The following is a 17,710-nucleotide window of genomic DNA, read 5'->3' on the forward strand; positions in this document are numbered from 1 at the left end:
GATCGGCGCCCTTCTTCTTTAGAGCGGCGTCCGGTCAGCCATCCAGCGCAAAGCGGGCGATGACAAGCCGGTCGAGCAGCGCGGCGACGGCGGCGGGCGGATTGTCCGGTGCCTCGCGCAGCCACCAGTCGAGGATCTCGATCGTGCTCGTCACCGCGACGCGAATGGCGAGCGTGCGCGGCAGCCACGCGGGCGACAGGTCTGGCAGGCTGGCGACCCGCGCCATCGCCTGACGCGCGACTTCGCCGCGAAGGGCATCCCCGGCCCCGACGAGAAGGGCGTGGAACACGGTGCGGCGGGCGGCGACTGCGTCCACCAGCGCCGCGGACGCCCTGCCGCTGTCCGCCGCGAGCAGGGCGGGCATCATCGTGGCGGCGATCTCGTCGGTGACCTGCGCCACCGTATCGATCAGCAGCGCGCGCACGTCCGCGTAATGGCGGAAGAAGGTGGCGTAGCCGATGCCGGCGCGGGCGGCGATCATCGCGCCGGTGATCTGGTCGAGCGGCATCTCCGCGAGGAGCGACAAGAGCGCCTGCTGCATCGCTGCGCGTGACCGCAGGACTCTCGCATCCGGCCGCCCGGCCCTTGACTCTGCCACGCTCGTTCCGATCTTATGATAAGATACTGATCATAACTGGAGGCGAAGCATGCCAACAGCGCCAGCACAAGTCGAGGCCTGCCCATTCCATGCGGCGGGCGACAGCAAGTCCCGCCGCGCCGCGGGGCCCGGCAGCGTGCCGGATGCACAGCCGGTGACGAGCTATGCCGATGCGCGCGACGTGCTGCGGCAGCCGGATATGCGGCAGGCGGGGTTCAAGGCGGAGCTGGTTCATCGTCGCGGCAACCCGACTCGCCCGCCGGTGCTTTACCTCCACGGCCCCGCGCATCGTCGCCAGCGCGCCGCCGCGGCGCGGTTCTTCGCGCCCAAGGTAGTCGACGAGAAGCACCGCCCGTTCATTGCGGAGAATGCCGACCGGCTGATCGAGGATCTGCGGCGGAGCGGGCGGGCGACGCTCGACACGCTGGCGCTGGACCTTGCCGTGAGTGTCGCGGCGCAGATCGTCGGACTGACCGAGAGCGACAAGGCGGGGATGATCCGGCGGATCGACGGTTTCCTGTCGATCGGCAGCAGCGGGCGGACCGACGCGGGGCATCGCGCGATCACCGCGATCCTCGGCCAGCTGCGCATGCTCCACTTCCACTGGCGCGACGTTCGGCCTGCGATCAAGGCGCGGCGGGCGGAACCGCGCGAGGACGTGATCTCGCACCTGATCGGCGACGGCTATCGCGATCTCGATATCCTGGTGGAATGCGTCACCTATGGCGCGGCCGGCATGGTGACGACGCGCGAGTTCATCACCATGGCCGGCTGGCATTTGCTGGAGAATGACGCGCTGCGCCGCGACTTCCTGGAAACCGACCGCGCGGGACGGATCGCGATCCTGGAGGAGATTCTGCGTCTCGAGCCGGTGGTGGGCATCCTCTATCGCAAGGAGGATGGCGCCGGCACGCCGCTGGCGCTGGACATCCGCGCCGCCAACACCGACGCCGCGGCGATGGGCGAATGCCCGTTCCAGCTGCGTGCCGATCGCACCCGAGGTGAGCGTGTGCCGGGCGCGGGGCTTGCCTTTGGCGACGGCGAGCATCGCTGCCCCGGCGCGGGCGTCGCGCTGGCGGAGGCCGAAGTGTTACTCGACCGTCTGTTGCGTGTGCCGGGGCTGCGACTCGAACGGGTGCCCGACATCAGCTGGAACCCGCTGGTCACGGGGTACGAGCTGCGCGGGTGCGAGCTGGTGGTGGACCGGGCGGCTGCTACCGGCTGATCTGGCCCGCGAGAAGCTGGCGCAGGATGCGGCGCGGCTGGCTCTCACCGCCCGGACCCCAGCTGGTGGTGAGCGGGATTCCTGCCGGGCTGACCACGACAATGCCCGGCAGCGCCTCGCCACCGAGCGCGCGCAGGGCGTGCCGGCGGCGGCGATCGCACGGGAGCAGCAGCCAGGGCATGCGGCTGGTGCGGGCGTAATCGAGCGCCGCCGGACAGGTCGCGTCATCGCTGACGAAGAGCACCTCGATACCAGCGGCGCGCAGCCGGGGGTAAGCGGCGATCAGTTCGGGCACGAAGGCGCGGCACGGGCCGCACCAGCTGGCGCCATAATAGATCGCGATCGCCTTCGTCCCGGGCGGGAGCATTGCGGTCGTGATCCGTCCCTGATCCAGCCGATGGAAGCGTGAGCCGAGCGGAGCGGCGGCGCCGCCCACTGCAGGCTCTACGGGACGGGCGGCCGTCGGTGGCGCTGACGCGAGCGAGAGGAGCCCGCAGGCCAGCAGCGCGCGCGGGCTAAAGATGCGCATTGATCCGCACAAAGAAGGTCCGCGGGAGGCGCGGGCCATAGACATAGTCGCTGTCGCGATTGGCGCCGACCTCCAGATCGCGCTGGCGAACGTCCGTCAGGTTCTTGATCCCGACGGTAATGTCCACTTCACGTTCGCCATCGCCGATCGGGAAGTGGCGCGTTCCGGTGAGATCGAGCACCAGGTGATCGTCGCTGCGCCGGATCGCCCCGAGACGATTGTTCAGGACGCGCATCGAGCCCGTGTAGCGCGCGGCGAGCAGTGCATCGAACCGGGGCGCCGCCCGCCATACCATCTGGGCGACGGCCGAGACGCGCGGGGATTTCAGGTAGCGCCGCGTGGTGAGCAGCCTGTCCTCATCCTCGAACACCGCCTGCGCATCGTCATAGCGGGCGTCGATATAGGCGCCGCCGATGCTGGCGTTCAGCGTAGGCGAGAAGCGATAGGACGCGCTCATCTCCGCGCCGGCGACGCGGCTGCCACCCGCGTTCGAGCGGGTGCGCAGCAGGCCGGCGCCCGCACCCTCCTCGATCGGGCCGAGGAAGAAGGTGTCGCGCAGGCGGGTGAGATAGGCCTGGCCGTCGAGCGTGAAGGCGCCGTCAGCCCAGGTCGGCCGCCAGTCGAAGCCGAGTGCGACACTGTGCGCCCGTTCCGGCTGGAGGCCCGGCGCATTGACCACCCGGATCGGATCGCTGCCGAGCACGTCGACATGAATGTCCTCGCTGAACACCTCCGGCGCGCGATAGCCGGTGGAGTAATTGGCGCGCAGCACCAGCGTAGGGTTGGGGGAGGCCCAGACGCCGATGCGGGGAGAGACGACCACATCGTCCAGTTCCGAGCTCTTGTCGGCGCGCGCACCGATCACGAGCCGCAACGCCTCGCTTAGCGTCCATTCGTCCTGCACGAAGGCACCGAGCGTGCTGAAGCGATCGTCGACGATCGTCGCGAGCGGCTGCGCGCGCACATCCTCGCTCCGGTCGACCACCTTCTCATGGCGATATTGCACGCCGGCGAGCAGCGCGTGTGCGCCGGCCAGAGTTTCGAGCCGTGCCTCGCCGTAGTGGAAGGTGTTGCTGGTGCGGCCATATTGCCGGCGGCTCGCTGCGATCGCATCCGACAGTGCGGCGGGATCGTATCCGGGCGCGCCCGGATTGGTCTCTACGTCGCCAAGCCCGCCGTAGAAGCTGCGTCGCTTCAGCGCCGCAACGGCATAGCTGCCGACGAGCCGCGTGTCGGCCCCAAGCTGCTGCGTGATGGTGATCGAGCCGCGATGAAGATCACTGTCGATCTGTTCGGCGATGTTCGCGAGATAAGCCGGGCGATCGAGCAAGTTGCCGCCGCGCCGCCGCTCGGCGGTGAACTGGTAATCCATGCCGATGGTGGTTTCGGGCCCGGGCTGCCATTCGCCGCGCGTGCCGGCGGTGACCATGCGGCGGCGGGCGAGCTCGCTATAGCCATCATCGTTGAGGTCGACGGCGGGGCTGTATTCCGCCTGGGCGAAGAGGTTCGCGAAGCCGTGCTCGAATGTCTTGGCGCCGAGCAGCGAGCCGAACACCGCGGGTGTCCCGGCGATGAGCTGGCTGTCGATCGTCGCCTGAATCCCGTCGCGCGCGGGGCGAACCGGGATCACGTTGACGACGCCGGCCACCGCGCCGGGGCCGTAAAGCACCGAGGCACCGCCCTTCACCACCTCGATCCGCTCGACCAGGATCGCGGGGATCTGCTCGACGCCATAAACGGCGGCCACCCCCGTCACGAGCGGCAGGCCATCGAGCAGGATCTGGTTGTAGGCGCCGGGCAGGCCGAGCAGCTGGATCTCGGTGGTGTTGCAGTTCTGGCAATTGCTCTCCGACCGGGCGGCCGGGAGGAAATCGATCGCATCGGCAAGGTTCCGCGGCGCGGCGCGACGGAGGATGGCCGGGCCGATCACGTCGGTGCGCACTGGCGCCTCGCGGATCGTACGCGGTGTGCGGGTGCCGGTGACGACGAGCGTGCCGTCCTGCGCCGACTCCCCCGCCGGCTCCACCGGGCGCTGATCGCTGGCTGCTGCCACGGCGAGGGCCAGTGTGATCACATGCTCTTCCAGCCCTAAGATAGTTAGTCTTTGCTGTGTTTGTTGCGTGAGCGCAAGTCGGCAGCGGTACGGCAGTTCAACTTGGCGGGATCAGGCCCTAAGGTGGCGCGATGACGCTTTCCGCCGCCGATCGTGCTGCCGCCTTCCGCAAGACCCGAGAGGCGAGCCTGACCGAGATTGCCGAAGATTATGTCGAGTTGATCGGCGATCTCATCGCGCAGCGCGGCGAAGCGCGCCTGACCGACATCGCCGAGCGACTGGGTGTCGCCCAGGCCACCGCATCGAAGGTGATCGCGCGGCTGCGACGCGACGGGCTGGTCGAGAACGCCCGCTACCGATCGATCTTCCTCACCGAACGCGGCCGCGAGATGGCCGATGCCTCGCGCGAGCGGCACCGCATCGTCTTCGAATTCCTCCGCGCGCTGGGGCTGGAGGAATCGATCGCCCACGCCGATTCGGAAGGGATCGAGCACCACGTGAGCGACGCGACGCTGCTGAAGCTGAAGGAGCTGACGCAGAAGCTGCGCAGCTGACGCGGTGATGGGACCGACCACAACCGGCTAGACGTTGGTATGATGGCGCGGGGATCCGCGCGCCACGATTTTCCGTCGCACACGACAGGCGACGGAGCTTTCTGGATGCGTGCTTCAGCGATGCCGGACGAAGGCGGTGCAGGGCCAACCGGGCGGTCGCTCGTCTGGCTCGTCTTCGCCGTCTTCTTCATCTGGGGTGGTGCGACCAGCCTCAACGACGTCCTCATCCCGAAGCTGAAGGGCCTGTTCGCGCTCACCTATGCCGAGGCGATGCTGACGCAATTCGCCTTCTTCGGCGCCTATTTCCTGTTCTCCATTCCCGCCGGGCAGATGGTGTCGCGTGTCGGCTATGTCCGCGGGCTGGTAATCGGCCTTGCGGTGATGGCGGCGGGCGCGCTGCTGTTCTGGCCGGCGGGGCTTTCGGGCGCTTACTGGCCGTTCCTGATCGCGCTGTTCGTCCTCGCCGCCGGGATCACCGTGCTGCAAGTGGCGGCCAATCCGCTGATCGCGACGCTGGGCCGGGCGGACGGGGCAAGCAGCCGGCTGACCTTCGCCCAGGCGTTCAACTCGCTCGGCACGACCATCTGGCCCTATATCGGTGCGCAGCTGATCCTGGGATCGGTGGCGGCCGCACCGGCACCGACAGAGGCGGCCCAGGCAGCCGCCTTTCGCAGCGCCGAGACGGCGATCGTCGGCCATATCTACCTTGGCATCGCCGCGGTGCTGGCGTTCGTCGCGGCGGTGTTCTGGACCAGGCGCAACGTGCTGCCGACGCGCCGGCCGACGGGGATCGGGTTCGCCGACAGCCTTTCCCTGCTTGGCCAGCCACGGCTGCGCTTCGGCACGATCGCGCTGTTCCTCTATGTCGGTGCCGAGGTTTCGATCGGCAGCCTGCTGGTGAGCTATCTCGAACAGCCGGACACGCTGGCGCTGAGCGCACACCGCGCCGGCGAGCTCCTGTCGCTCTACTGGGGCGGCGCGATGCTGGGGCGGTTCCTCGGCGCATGGCTGCTGCGGCGGATCAACCCGGGCAAGCTGCTGTCGGTGTTCGCCGCGGCGGCCGCAGCGCTCGTGCTCCTTTCCATGGCGACGAGCGGGGCGGCGGCGGGCGGCTCGCTCATCGCGGTCGGACTGTTCAATTCGATCATGTTCCCGACGATCTTCTCGCTGTCGCTGCAGGGGCAGGGCGACAAGGCGGCGGAGGCATCGGGGCTGCTGTGCATGGCGATCGTCGGCGGCGCAGTGGTGCCGATCCTAACCGGCGGGCTGGCGGACGCGCTCAGCATCTCCGGCGCGCTGATCCTGCCCGCCCTGTGCTACCTCGCGATCGCCGGCTTTGGCCGATCCGCGCGCCAGCCGGTGGAGGGCTGAGATGCGCCGCCTCTCCTGGCTGCTGGGCCTGGTGCTCGGATCGTCCCTCGCGGCACAGGCCAGCGCACAAAGCGAACCAGCGCGCCGAATGGAGCACGATCCGGTCGCGCACCAGCACGGCACCGACGCGCCAACGTCGCTCACCGGGGAATGGGGCGGGCTGCGCGCACGGCTGCGCGACGACGGCGTCGACCTGACGATCGGCTATGTCTCCGAGACCGCATGGAACCCGCGCGGCGGCGAACGCGAGCGGGTGCGCGAGACCGGGCAGCTCGCGATCGGCGCGACGATCGACACCGGCAAGCTGATCGGGCTGGAAGGTGGGACGTTTCAGGCGACGGTCACCTACCGGCGGGGGAAGGACCTCGGCGCTGCCGCGGGGCTGGGCGTGCTGCAGCAGGTGCAGGAGGTTTATGGCCGCGGGCAGACGTGGCGGCTGACGCAATTCTGGTATCAGCAGGCCTTCGCCAATGGCCATGCCGACGTGAAGCTGGGGCGGCTGACCCAGGGCGAGGATTTCGCGGCCTTCTCGTGCGACCTCCAGAACCTGAGCTTCTGCGGTTCGCCGCCGGGCAATCTGGCGGGTGATTACTGGTACAACTGGCCGATCAGCCAATGGGGCGCGCGGTTGCGCGTTAAGAACGAGCGTTTCTATGCCATGGTGGGCGCCTATGAGGTGAACCCGCGCAACCTCTCCAATCGCTTCACCATCGGCCACTTTCATGGCGCGAAGGGCGTATTGGTGCCGGTCGAGGTCGGCTATACGCCGCGCCTTGGGCCTGGCGGCCTGCCGGGCAGCTATCGCGTCGGCGCCTGGTACAACAGCGCCAAGGCGGACGATGTCGGGCTGGACATCAACCGCGCGCCGATTGGCGTGACCGGCCTTGCCCCCTTGCAGCGCCAGGGACGCTATGGCGTCTACGCGCAGTTCCAGCAGCAGCTCACCGGCAGCGCGGAAGATGGGCCCGGCGGCGCGACGACCACCCGTGGGCTGACGGCGTTCCTGAACGTCACCCAGACCGACCGGCGCACCACGGTGACCGACAATCAGGTCGCCGCCGGGCTTTCCTACAAGGGCATGTTGCCGAGCCGGCCGCTGGACGAGGTGACGTTCGCACTGGCGCGCACCAATGTGAACGCGCGGGCGCTGCTGGCGCTGGCGCCCGGCGCGGCGCGACCCGATGCGGAATACGCGGCCGAACTCGCCTATTGCATCCACGCAATCGACTGGCTGACGTTGAGGCCGAACGTGCAATATATCGCCAATCCCGGCGGGTTCAGGGATGCGCGCGACGTCGTGGTGATCGGCCTGAAGGCATCGCTGACGCTTTGAGGCCGGGCTCGGCAGATGCGATCAGGAGGCCGGCAAGTCGAGGTCAGCGAGCTTGGCGGCAAGATCCGTCTGGCGGAAGGGCTTGGTCAGCCGGCTGAGATCGGCCCCGATCCCGTCGAGCTCGGCATAGCCCGAAATGACGAGGATCCTTACGTCCGGCTGGCGGAGCCGCACTTCGCGGGCCAGCTCCGGCCCGGTCATGCCGGGCATCAGGTGATCGGTGACGAGCACGTCGATGCCGAGCCCGCCGTCGATCAGCTGCAGCGCCTCGGCGGCCGAGGCGGCTTCCACGACCATATAGCCAAGATCAGCCAGCATGTCGGCGGTGCTGGCGCGCACCAGTTCCTCGTCGTCGACCAGCAGCACCGTGCCGGCGGCAGGGCCGATCGCTTCCTCTTCCCGCTGTTCGGGCTGAAGCGCAGCCGTGCGGCTGACCGGCAGCCATATGTCGACGTTCGTGCCAAGGCCGAGTTGGCTCTGGATCGTCATCGCGCCGCCGAGTTGCGCGGCGAGGCCGTGGACCATCGAGAGGCCAAGGCCCGTGCCGCGGCCGATGCCCTTCGTCGAGAAGAACGGCTCCACCGCCTTCTTCAGCGTCACGGCGTCCATGCCGGTGCCGGTGTCCGCGACCGACAGGCGCACGTACTGCCCGGGCAGAAGGCGCGAGCGATGATCGCCCGCAACATCGTCGCACGACACGGAAATGCGGATCGTGCCGCCGTCGGGCATGGCGTCGCGTGCGTTCACGCACAGGTTCAGCACCGCCATCTCGATCTGGTTCGGATCAGCCGTGGCCGCCGGCAGGTGCTCCGCCACGTCAAGCACGACCTGGATCTGCGGGCCGGTGGTGCTGCCGACGAGATCGGCCATCTCCGTCACCAATGCGCCGACATCGACCGCAACCGGCTGGAGCGGCTGGCGGCGCGCGAAGGCGAGCAGCCGCTGGACCAGCACCTTCGCGCGCTCGGCCGATTGCAGTGCGCCGGTAATCAGCCGCTGCTCGCGCTCGCCGCCGATCCCCTTGCGATGGAGAAGATCGAGCGAGCCGATGATCGGCGACAAGAGATTGTTGAAATCATGGCTCACGCCGCCGGTCAGCTGCCCCATCGCCTCCAGCTTCTGGCTCTGGCGCAGCTGCTCGTACGCCTGTTCGAGCTCCGCGGTGCGAGCGGCGACGCGCTCCTCGAGCGTCTCGTTCAGGTCGCGCAGATGCTCCTCGGTGCGTTTCTGGCGATCGATGTCGACGACGACGCACAAGGCGCCGGCGATATCGCCTTCGCCATCGAACAACGGCACGCCGCTCACGCGCACCCAGGTCTCGTGGCCCTCGTCGGAGAGGTGAAGGAATTCGGCGCCCGGCACCATCTCGCCGCGCAGCGCCCGCGCGCCGGGGAACATATGAGGTTCGACGCGGCGCCCCTCTTCGTCGTAGCCGATCCAGCGATCGCGCGCGTTGCGCAGGCGCGAGGGGATCTGCGCTTCCGGCACGATGCGCCTGTAGGCGGGATTGCACAGCAACAGCTGCGCATCCGCGTCCACCACGATCACTCCCACCGGCAAATGCTCGACGAGCGTCGCGAGCCGGCTCCGCTCTGCGATCAGCCGCGCCTCATTGTCGCGCAGCGCCGCCTCAACCGCCTTCTGATGCGTGACGTCGATCTGAATCCCGTCCCACACCACCGACCCGTTCGGCTGGAGGCGCGGCGCGGAGATGATCCGGCACCAGCGAATCTCGCCGTCGACGTGGCGGAAGCGGAGCTCCACATCGATGGTCGAAAGCGCCGCGAGCGCTTCCGCCTCAGCCTGTTTCAGGCGCGGGCGATCTTCGGGAAGGATCAGATTATAAGGGATCCTATGATCGGCGAGGACGGCATCGGCAGGTACGCCCGTCAATTGCTCGTGGCTTTGCGACACGTGGAGGAAACGGCGCTCCGGCCCCTCCTCGACCTGGAAGACGAGGCCGGAGGGGATGTTGTCGGTAAGCGCACGAATGCGCGCTTCGCTCTCGCGCAGCGCAGCTTCGGCGACGACCCGGCTCGTCGCATCCTCGACGCGGTGGATGATCGCCGTGACGGTGCCGTCGGCGCCAAGAACCGGGGTGTTCACCGGATCCCACCAGCGCTCCTCAAAGCCGCCACCGGGGTGCGGGATATCGTACTTCTGAAGCGACATCGTATCGGGCCGCTTGCCCGCCAGCGCCCGCTCCAGCGAGGCCCTGAGGTTGGCGACGCCGTTGGCGACCGGATCATCGGGATTGTCCGGCATGGCTTCGAACACGCCGCGCCCGATCAGATCATCGCGGGTCCGCATGACGGCCGTGAGATACGCCTGATTCACCTCTACGATGGTGAAGCGCGGTGCGTCCGGCGCCACCACCAGCATCGGCGTCGGCGCCGCGGCGAAGAGCGCGTGATAATCCGGCGCTGACGGGGTCGAAGAGCCGAACATCGTTTAATAACCCATGTTGCCGTCGCTCGATCGCCGGCCCGCAATAGGCTGCGTCCGGCTATCCGCAAGGGCAAGATAGCCGGGTATCGGCGGGAACCGTGCCCCGGCCGACGTCGGCTACGCGTTTAGCGTGCCGGCGGCCCCATGCTGGATCGGGCGCGCTTCATCCGCAAGCAGGACGGGCACGCCGTCACGGATCGGGTAGGCAAGGCCAGCGGCTTCGGACAGCAGTTCCCCCGCTGCCGCATCATATACCAGCGGCGTGCGCGTGACGGGGCAGACCAGCCGTTCGAGCAGCCACGGGTCAATCGTCTCCGAGGCATGCGACGGCGACGCGCTGCTCACTGCAGCGTCACCCGATCATCGCCGTCGTGACGGCCGAAGAACTGCATCAGCTGCACGATCAGCTCGGCGCGAGGCGCGATCCCGTCCGCTTCGAGCAGCGCCTGTTTCGCCGCGACGTCGAACGGCGCGATCTGGGCGATGCCGTTGACGAGGCTCTGGTCGTCGAGCCGCGAGACGGCTTCCCAGTCGACCGCATAACCCTGCCGATCGGCGAAGCGGCGTGCTTCCATTTCCAGCGCGGCGCGCGCGCCGAGCGAGAGCGTCTCGGGCTCCGCATTCGGCAGCAGTTCGGCCTCGACCTGCCGGAAGAGCGTGGTCGCTTCCAGCTCGCGCTCGACCCGGAACAGCGCCAGCCCTTCGAGTACGAGGTTCGAGCGCCCGTCGTCGAGCATCTCGATCTCCGCGATCCGCCCGAGGCAACCGATGTCGTAGAGCGGCGGGCGGTCGCCCGCGCCCTGCTCCATCGCCCGCGGCTGGATCATCCCGATCCGCCGGTCGCGCGCCATCGCATCGGACACCATGGCGCGATACCGTGGCTCGAAGATATGCAACGGCAGGTGCATGCCGGGGAACAACAACGCCCCCGGCAGCGGGAAGATCGAGATCCGCGTCATCCGAACAGGATCGCGGAGAGCCGCCGCCGCTGCGCCGACACCCAGGGGTCCTCCAGTCCGACCACTTCGAACAGCTTGAGGAGCTGCTGGCGGGCGGCGCCCTCGTTCCACTCGCGATCCTTGGCGGTGATGGCGAGGAAGCCGTCCGCCGCGGCATCACGGTTGCCCGCCGCCATCTGGGCATTGGCAAGATCGAACTGCGCCTGCAGATCATCCGGGTTCGCCGCGACCGCCGCCTCCAGCGGCGCGAGATCGTCGACCGCCGGTGCCGACTGGGCGAGCGCCAGCGCGGCACGGGCGCGCTCAATCTCCGGCCGCTTGGCGACGTCCTCCGGCAGCGCGGCAAGCGCGGCTTCCGCTTCTTCCTGCGCCCCGGCAGCGATCAGCGCGCGGACCCGTCCCGAGAGAACGCCGGGATGCTCCGGCGCCATCTCGAACAATTGATCGAAAATCGAGAGGGCCCGTTCGACATCCCCCTCACCCAGCACCTGCTCGCCCATCGCGATCAGCGGCTCGAGCTCGGCCTCCTGCGCCTGTGCCTCGCCTTCGATCGGCAACTGGCGGAGCAATTGATCGATCGTCGTGCGCAGCGCCGATTCCGTGCGCGCACTGGTCAGATCCGCGACCAGCTGGCCCTGGAACATCGCATAGACGGTCGGGATCGAGCGGATCTGGAATTGCGCGGCAATGAACTGGTTCTTGTCGGTATCGACCTTCGCCAGCACCACGCCCTTGTCGGCATAGTCGGCCGTCACCTTTTCCAGGATGGGCGTCAGCGCCTTGCACGGCCCGCACCATTCGGCCCAGAAATCGATGATGACGAGCTTCGTCATCGACGGTTCGACCACGTCGCGGCGGAACGCCTGGACGGCATCCTTCTCCGCGGCACTCATTCCCAGCGTAGCCAAGGGCTGCTCCCGATATTGCGATCAGCCCCTTATGTGGTGACGGGCCGGGGGAAGCAAACCCCCGGCCCGCCGGTTAGCGCATCAATCCTGGGGTGCCAGGATCAGAAAGCGGCGGTCACCGAGAAGACCACCGTGCCCTTGTCGATCCGGCTGCCGTTCTTCGTCGAGGAGAAGTTGGGCTGTAGATAGCCGATGTCGCTGCGCTTGATGTTCGTATCGACGAAAGCGACGCCCAGCGTCAGCGGCGTGGTGGGCACCGCGAAATCGACGCCCACCATGTAGTCGAGATACTTGCCGGTCGGCGCGATGCTGGTGCCGTTCGGCCCGAGGCCGCGGTTGCCGTCCGAGAAGCCGACATGGCCCTTCACCGTCAGCGGCGTGCTGGGGATGCCCGCCGAGCCGTCAACCCAGATGTAGAGGTTGTCTTCCTTGTCGCCCGGATCGTTGTAGATCCCGGTCGCAGCGTCAGCGCCGCTGAAATACCAGCGACCGAGCGCTTCCTGCTTGGGCGCATAAGCCACGCCGACGAGGAGGCTTGCCGGCCCAAACGTGCCTGACACCTTCACATAAGGCTCGGCGAAGTCCGTCTTGTCCGCGCCGCCGGGATACATGTACCACGTGAGGCCGGCATCGACCGTGACACCGGGCGACACTTCGGTGCGGAAGCCGCCGAACAGGTCGAGCTCCATGTTCGACCCGCCGAACGTGCCCCAGCCCGCAAGGTTGGAGGCCCAGGTGCCGGCATAAACGCCGCTTTCGTGGCTGACGGTGATGCCGCCCTGGACCGCCATTTCCTTGTCCGTCTGGGATACGCCGCGGAAACGGTAATCCGAGACCAAAGCGACGCTGCCGCTGACGGTGACTGGCTTGGGTGGCTCTTCCTCCTGCGCGGCGGCGGGAAGAGCGAGGACCGCGAGCACCGCGGCCGGGATATACTTCAAGAACGTCATGGAACCTCCTGGTTGAAAGAGGCTCCTCCTGCGTCCGATCCGCCCGCGCTCCTCCTCCCCCCGAGGGAGCGGTCGCGGGCTGGTCGGACCACACAACGCTATCGCAGCATGACGTCTTGAATGTTTCCGATTTGCGTCAAAGTGTTTCTGGCTGGATCAGGCTGCCAGTGTTGCCATGCGGCCACGTTGGCCCTGCAGCACGACCGGGTTGCCCGCTGCCTTACGCCGCTGGAACCAGTCCCGCAGCATCTCGGCCGTGGTGTGATCGACCGATTCCACCTTGGTGACGTCCAGCCGCACCGGCACGTTCGGCGGCACGCGATCGAGCGTTGCCGAAAGCTTCGGCAGCGTGACGAACGTCGCCGCACCATCCAGCGAGATGGAGTGCGCATCGCCCTGCTGCTCTTCGAACACCTTGAGCCGCAGGCGGCGCAGGTTCGGGATCAGTTCGAGCACCGTCAAGGCGATGCCGATCAGCACGCCCGTCAGCAGGTCAGTCGCCACCACCATGATCAGCGTCACCGCCCAGATCGCGACCGGCAGCACGCCATAGTCACGGAACAGGTGCTGCGCATGCTTCAGGCTGACGAGCCGCCAGCCAGTGACGACCAGCACGGCGCCAAGCGCCGCCATCGGGATCGAGCGCAGCAGCCAGGGCAGCAGCGCGACGAAGCCGAGGATCCACACGCCGTGCATCATGGCCGAGGCACGCGTGACGGCGCCGGCCTGCACGTTGGCCGAGCTACGCACGATCACGCCCGTCATCGGCAGCGAGCCGGCAAAACCGCACAGCAGGTTGCCGACGCCCTGCGCGCGCAGTTCCTTGTTGTAATCGGTGCGCACGCCATCGTGCATCTTGTCCACCGCCGCTGCCGACAGCAGCGTCTCAGCCGACGCGATGAACGCGATGGCGAGCGCCGCCGCGATGATCGACGGTTCGAGGAAGCGCGACATGAAGCCGGCTTCGGGCGGAGCGATCGCGCCGAGGATCGATTCGGGAACGACGACCTTGGCGACGTCGAGGCCGAGGCCCACCGACAGCAGCGTCGCGGCGACGACGCCGACCAGCGCCGCGGGCACCAGCTTCAGCGCGTTCGGGCGGAACTTCTCCCAGCCGAGCATCGCACCGATGGTGACGAGCGCCAGGAAGAAGGCGAGTTCGGTCGCCTGGATGTTGCTGAACGACAGGCCGAGCAGCCGGCCCGGCATTTCGGCCAGGTTCTCAGGGCCCGAGGAGAAAGGCTTGGCGTCGAACAACACGTGGAACTGGCCGACGACGATCAGCACGCCGATGCCCGCGAGCATGCCGTGCACCACGGCAGGGCTGATCGCGCGGAACCAGCCGCCAAGCTTGAATATGCCGGCCACCACCTGGATGATGCCGGCGAGAATCAGGATCGGGCCTAGCGCCGACAGGCCCTTGTCCCGGACGAGTTCGAACACGATCACCGCGAGGCCCGCGGCCGGGCCCGACACCTGCAGCGGCGAGCCGGCGAGCGCGCCGACCACGATGCCGCCGATGATGCCGGTGATCAGCCCCTTCTCGGGCGCGACGCCCGAGGCGACCGCGATGCCCATACACAAGGGCATCGCGACCAGGAAAACGACGATCGAGGCGGTGAAATCCCGCCCGAAGAATTTCAGCGATGGAATCGAGACGCCGGGGCGCTCAATGGCTTCCTGCTTCATTCTGCAGCGTCCTGATACATGAAGTCAGCCGCCAGGCGGCGCGAGGCCGGCTGCGCAACCGGGAGCGGCTGATCGCCGCGGATCGGCACGAAGCGGCCCGTCTCGCCGTCAAGCGCCAGCATGCGGCCGGCGTGGATGTCGACGAACCAGCCGTGCAGCGCGATCTCGCCGCGCGCGATACCCGCCGCCACGGACGGATGCGTGCGCAGGTGGTTGAGCTGCACCACCACGTTCTCGAGGCTCGCAGCGCGGACCGCGGCGCCATTCTCAAGATCGGGGTAGGACGTGTCGAGCACGCTCTTCGCCGCGGTGCTGTGGCGCAGCCATGCCGCGACATTCGGCATCTTTTCCACCATTTCCGGGCTGACCAGCGCCTTCATCGCGCCGCAGTCCGAATGGCCGCAGACAATGATGTCACGCACGCCAAGCGCCATCACGGCATATTCGACAGTGGAAGTGACGCCGCCGTTCTGCGTTGCATGCGGCGGAACAATGTTACCGGCGTTACGGCAGACAAAGAGATCACCCGGCTGGGCCTGCATGATCTGTTCGGGAACCACGCGCGAGTCCGCACAGCTGATCATCAAGGCCTTGGGCTTCTGGCCATCAGTCGCGAGCTGTGAATAGAGCGCGCGGCTGTCTTCGAAGACCTTCTTTTCGAAGTCGAACACTCGACCGATGAGTTCGTTCATGTGCGCTGCTCCTAACTTTCAGAGCAGCGTATCTACGCGCGGCATATTTCCGCAGCGCCGCGACAGTGTTAAATTTTGTGTCTGCCGTTAGATCTCTTGATCGGCAGGACAACGCACGCCTCCAGCCCGCCGGATGGCCGGTTGATCAACGTCAGGGTGCCACCTTCGGCCTCGATCGCCTGCACCACGATCGGCAAGCCAAGCCCGAACCCGATCGTGTCGCGGCCGCGCGCCGGATCGAGGCGAACGAACGGTTCCAGCACATGCGCCATTTCATGCTCGGGGATGCCCGGCCCGTCGTCCGTCACGCGGACGATCGCCTGCTCCGCGTCCGTCTCCAGCGCGACCGTCACACGCTGACCGTAATGGAGCGCGTTCTCGACGAGATTGGTGAGCGCGCGCTTCACCGCGAGGCGGCGGACGCTGAGATCGAAATGGTCCGGCCCGACATAGGTCGCGTCGCGGCCGCGATCGATCGCGTCATCGACCAGCGTGGCGCACAGCACGGCAAGGTCGATCGACGTCGGCGCCTCGGGATCGGCATCGCCGCCCAGGAACGCGAGCAGCGAGGCGATCATTGCTTCCATCTCGGCCACGTCGCGCCCGATCGCCGCACGTGTGTCGGCGCTGGCGATCGCCTCCGTGCGCAGCCGCAGCCGGGCGAGCGGGGTGCGCAGATCATGGCCCACAGCAGCCAACGCCTGCGTACGCGCATCGATCAGTGCGGAAATGCGCGCCTGCATGCGGTTGAACGCCTCGACCAGCCGGCGGACTTCGCCAGGGCCGTCCTCCGGCACCGTCACCACCGGATTGTAGCCGATCCGGTCAGCCGCCTCGGCGAGCTGTCGCAGCGGCCGCAGCGTCCGCCTGATCATCAACCCGCCGATCACCATCAGCGCGATGGCCGGCACCAGCGCCAGCACGATCCGCTCGAACGCGAAATCGAGCTTCGCCACGGCGTCCAGTGTACGGAAATGCAGCCAGCTTCCGTCGCGCAGCCGGATCGCACCGATCACCTTGGAGCTTTGCCCCGGCGAGATCAGCCGCAATCTCAGGTCACCGCTGCGCAGCGACGGCTCCCACTCCACGATCTGGCGCCGCATCTGATCGAGCGCGGGATCGAATACCGGCACGTCGGCAGTGCCGTTCCAGTGCAGCTCGTATCGATCGGTCGTCAGATCCGCCGCCATCGTCGGGCGCTGCTCGGGCGTCCGCTCCTCGATCAGCCGCCGGCTGATGACGAGATGCTCGGCCAGACGCCGCGCCTCGTCGTCACGCACCGAGAATTCGCTCGCCCGCTCGTACAGCAGTGTCGAGACACCGAACTCGATCACCATCGTCAGCAACAGGATCGCGAGGACCTGCCCGAGCAGGCCGACCGACGGGAGAAGTCGCCTCAACTGCGCTCCACCGGCACGTTCAGCATGTAGCCGACGCCGCGCACCGTGATGATCGGCGCCTGCTCGCCTGCGCTCGACAGTTTGCGGCGGAGCCGGCTGACGAGCACATCGATCGAACGATCCGAACTGTCGCCAAGCCGCGTGCGCGACAGCTCGATCAGCCGCTCGCGCGCGATCACGCGCTGCGCATGATCCGCCAGCGCCACCAGCAGGTCGAACTCGGCGCCGGTCAGGTCGACGGTGGCGCCGGTCGGCGAGGTAAGCTCTCGGCGCGGCAGGTTGATGGTCCAGCCCTCGAACGTCATCACGCCCTGGTCGCCCTCGCCCGAGCGGCGATCGAGCGCCGGGCGGCGAAGCACGGCGCGCACCCGCGCCACCAGCTCGCGCACGCCGAACGGCTTCGCGATGTAATCATCCGCGCCCAGCTCCAAGCCCACGACGCGGTCCGTCTCGCTCGAGCGCGCGGAGATGAAGATGATCGGGACGTCGCTCTTCTGGCGAAGCGACCGGCACAGGTCGATCCCGCTGGTGCCGGGCAGCATGATATCGAGCAGCACCAGGTCGACCGGGCCCGAATCGAGCGCCAGCCACATTTCCGGGGCCGCGGAAGCCGGCCGAACCGCGAATCCATTTTCCTGAAGCGCACGCGCCGTGAGCATGCGGAGGGCCGGATCGTCCTCGACGAGAAGAATGGTGGGGGCGGTCATCCTACGGATGGAGGTAGGCGGTCAGGGCCGCTTCGGTCAATGTTGCGCAACTTTGTTGTTGAAGGGGGTTGCGGGGTCAAAAAGTCGCTGCTAGTGGCCGCGCCTCACCCAGCCCGGAAGCATCCGGGACACGGCGCCAGAGCGGGCGTAGCTCAGGGGTAGAGCACAACCTTGCCAAGGTTGGGGTCGAGGGTTCGAATCCCTTCGCCCGCTCCAGTTCCTGCTGCATCAGGCAGCGGAACTGCATTGCCGGACGGGTCACCGTCATCGCGAACAGCATCGATAGCGGCCGCC

At 67.7% G+C, this 17,710-nt stretch carries 16 protein-coding genes and 1 tRNA gene; 5 read left to right on the forward strand and 12 right to left on the reverse strand.

The window, feature by feature from the left end:
- Positions 1-34: 34 nt before the first annotated feature.
- The gene (locus ACH0AE_RS02940; protein WP_294444903.1) at positions 35-541 is read right to left on the reverse strand and encodes a TetR/AcrR family transcriptional regulator; all 507 of its coding nucleotides are present in this window, start codon (positions 539-541) and stop codon (positions 35-37) included.
- 106 nt (positions 542-647) lie between these two features.
- Here ACH0AE_RS02940 and ACH0AE_RS02945 point away from each other — a divergent pair, with 106 nt between their 5' ends.
- On the forward strand, positions 648-1,823 hold the full coding sequence (locus tag ACH0AE_RS02945; RefSeq protein WP_294444901.1) for a cytochrome P450: 1,176 nt from the start codon (positions 648-650) through the stop codon (positions 1,821-1,823).
- On the opposite strand, the gene ACH0AE_RS02950 is transcribed toward ACH0AE_RS02945, so the two are convergent.
- Together ACH0AE_RS02950 and ACH0AE_RS02955 are read right to left on the reverse strand one after the other, a co-directional pair.
- On the reverse strand, positions 1,813-2,259 hold the full coding sequence (locus tag ACH0AE_RS02950) for a thioredoxin-like domain-containing protein (protein WP_294444899.1): 447 nt from the start codon (positions 2,257-2,259) through the stop codon (positions 1,813-1,815). The genes ACH0AE_RS02945 and ACH0AE_RS02950 overlap by 11 nt on opposite strands.
- A 79-nt stretch (positions 2,260-2,338) precedes the next feature.
- Complete coding sequence (locus tag ACH0AE_RS02955; RefSeq protein ID WP_294444897.1) at positions 2,339-4,426, reverse strand: TonB-dependent siderophore receptor; 2,088 nt, start codon at positions 4,424-4,426, stop codon at positions 2,339-2,341.
- 110 nt (positions 4,427-4,536) lie between these two features.
- On the opposite strand from ACH0AE_RS02955, the gene mntR reads away from it, so the two are divergent.
- From mntR to ACH0AE_RS02970, 3 genes are all read left to right on the forward strand, one after another.
- Complete coding sequence (mntR, locus tag ACH0AE_RS02960; protein WP_294444896.1) at positions 4,537-4,959, forward strand: manganese-binding transcriptional regulator MntR; 423 nt, start codon at positions 4,537-4,539, stop codon at positions 4,957-4,959.
- A gap of 105 nt (positions 4,960-5,064) precedes the next feature.
- On the forward strand, positions 5,065-6,330 hold the full coding sequence (locus ACH0AE_RS02965) for a sugar MFS transporter (protein WP_294444895.1): 1,266 nt from the start codon (positions 5,065-5,067) through the stop codon (positions 6,328-6,330).
- Between the two features lies 1 nt (position 6,331).
- Positions 6,332-7,663: a carbohydrate porin gene (locus ACH0AE_RS02970; protein WP_294444894.1), complete on the forward strand. Its 1,332-nt coding sequence runs from the start codon at positions 6,332-6,334 to the stop codon at positions 7,661-7,663.
- A gap of 21 nt (positions 7,664-7,684) precedes the next feature.
- On the opposite strand, the gene ACH0AE_RS02975 is transcribed toward ACH0AE_RS02970, so the two are convergent.
- The 9 genes from ACH0AE_RS02975 to ACH0AE_RS03015 all read right to left on the reverse strand — a co-directional run bounded on the left by ACH0AE_RS02975 (position 7,685) and on the right by ACH0AE_RS03015 (position 17,416).
- Positions 7,685-10,111 (reverse strand): PAS domain S-box protein, encoded by a 2,427-nt coding sequence (locus ACH0AE_RS02975; RefSeq protein ID WP_406875426.1) that lies wholly within the window; start codon positions 10,109-10,111, stop codon positions 7,685-7,687.
- Between the two features lie 117 nt (positions 10,112-10,228).
- The gene (locus ACH0AE_RS02980; protein ID WP_365929056.1) at positions 10,229-10,456 is read right to left on the reverse strand and encodes a Trm112 family protein; all 228 of its coding nucleotides are present in this window, start codon (positions 10,454-10,456) and stop codon (positions 10,229-10,231) included.
- Complete coding sequence (locus tag ACH0AE_RS02985) at positions 10,453-11,070, reverse strand: LON peptidase substrate-binding domain-containing protein (RefSeq protein ID WP_294445206.1); 618 nt, start codon at positions 11,068-11,070, stop codon at positions 10,453-10,455. Before ACH0AE_RS02985 ends, ACH0AE_RS02980 begins: the two co-directional genes overlap by 4 nt.
- Positions 11,067-11,963 (reverse strand): tetratricopeptide repeat protein, encoded by an 897-nt coding sequence (locus tag ACH0AE_RS02990; RefSeq protein ID WP_406875439.1) that lies wholly within the window; start codon positions 11,961-11,963, stop codon positions 11,067-11,069. The genes ACH0AE_RS02985 and ACH0AE_RS02990 overlap by 4 nt, the downstream gene beginning before the upstream one ends.
- 116 nt (positions 11,964-12,079) lie before the next feature.
- Entirely contained in the window at positions 12,080-12,928 is an 849-nt protein-coding gene (locus ACH0AE_RS02995; RefSeq protein WP_406875427.1) for a TorF family putative porin, read from the reverse strand.
- Positions 12,929-13,084: 156 nt separating this feature from the next.
- Positions 13,085-14,617, reverse strand: a complete 1,533-nt coding sequence (locus ACH0AE_RS03000) for a SulP family inorganic anion transporter (protein WP_406875428.1) — start codon at positions 14,615-14,617, stop codon at positions 13,085-13,087.
- Entirely contained in the window at positions 14,614-15,309 is a 696-nt protein-coding gene (locus tag ACH0AE_RS03005; RefSeq protein ID WP_294445181.1) for a carbonic anhydrase, read from the reverse strand. Before ACH0AE_RS03005 ends, ACH0AE_RS03000 begins: the two co-directional genes overlap by 4 nt.
- A 68-nt stretch (positions 15,310-15,377) precedes the next feature.
- Positions 15,378-16,709, reverse strand: coding sequence for an ATP-binding protein (locus ACH0AE_RS03010; protein ID WP_406875429.1), 1,332 nt, complete (start codon positions 16,707-16,709; stop codon positions 15,378-15,380).
- Positions 16,706-17,416 (reverse strand): response regulator transcription factor, encoded by a 711-nt coding sequence (locus tag ACH0AE_RS03015; protein WP_294445182.1) that lies wholly within the window; start codon positions 17,414-17,416, stop codon positions 16,706-16,708. Before ACH0AE_RS03015 ends, ACH0AE_RS03010 begins: the two co-directional genes overlap by 4 nt.
- 141 nt (positions 17,417-17,557) lie before the next feature.
- On the opposite strand from ACH0AE_RS03015, the gene ACH0AE_RS03020 reads away from it, so the two are divergent.
- Positions 17,558-17,632, forward strand: a tRNA-Gly gene (locus tag ACH0AE_RS03020).
- Positions 17,633-17,710: the final 78 nt, after the last annotated feature.

It is taken from the genome of Sphingomonas sp. 179-A 2A2 NHS, from assembly GCF_045371305.1.
Classification (GTDB): domain Bacteria; phylum Pseudomonadota; class Alphaproteobacteria; order Sphingomonadales; family Sphingomonadaceae; genus Sphingomonas.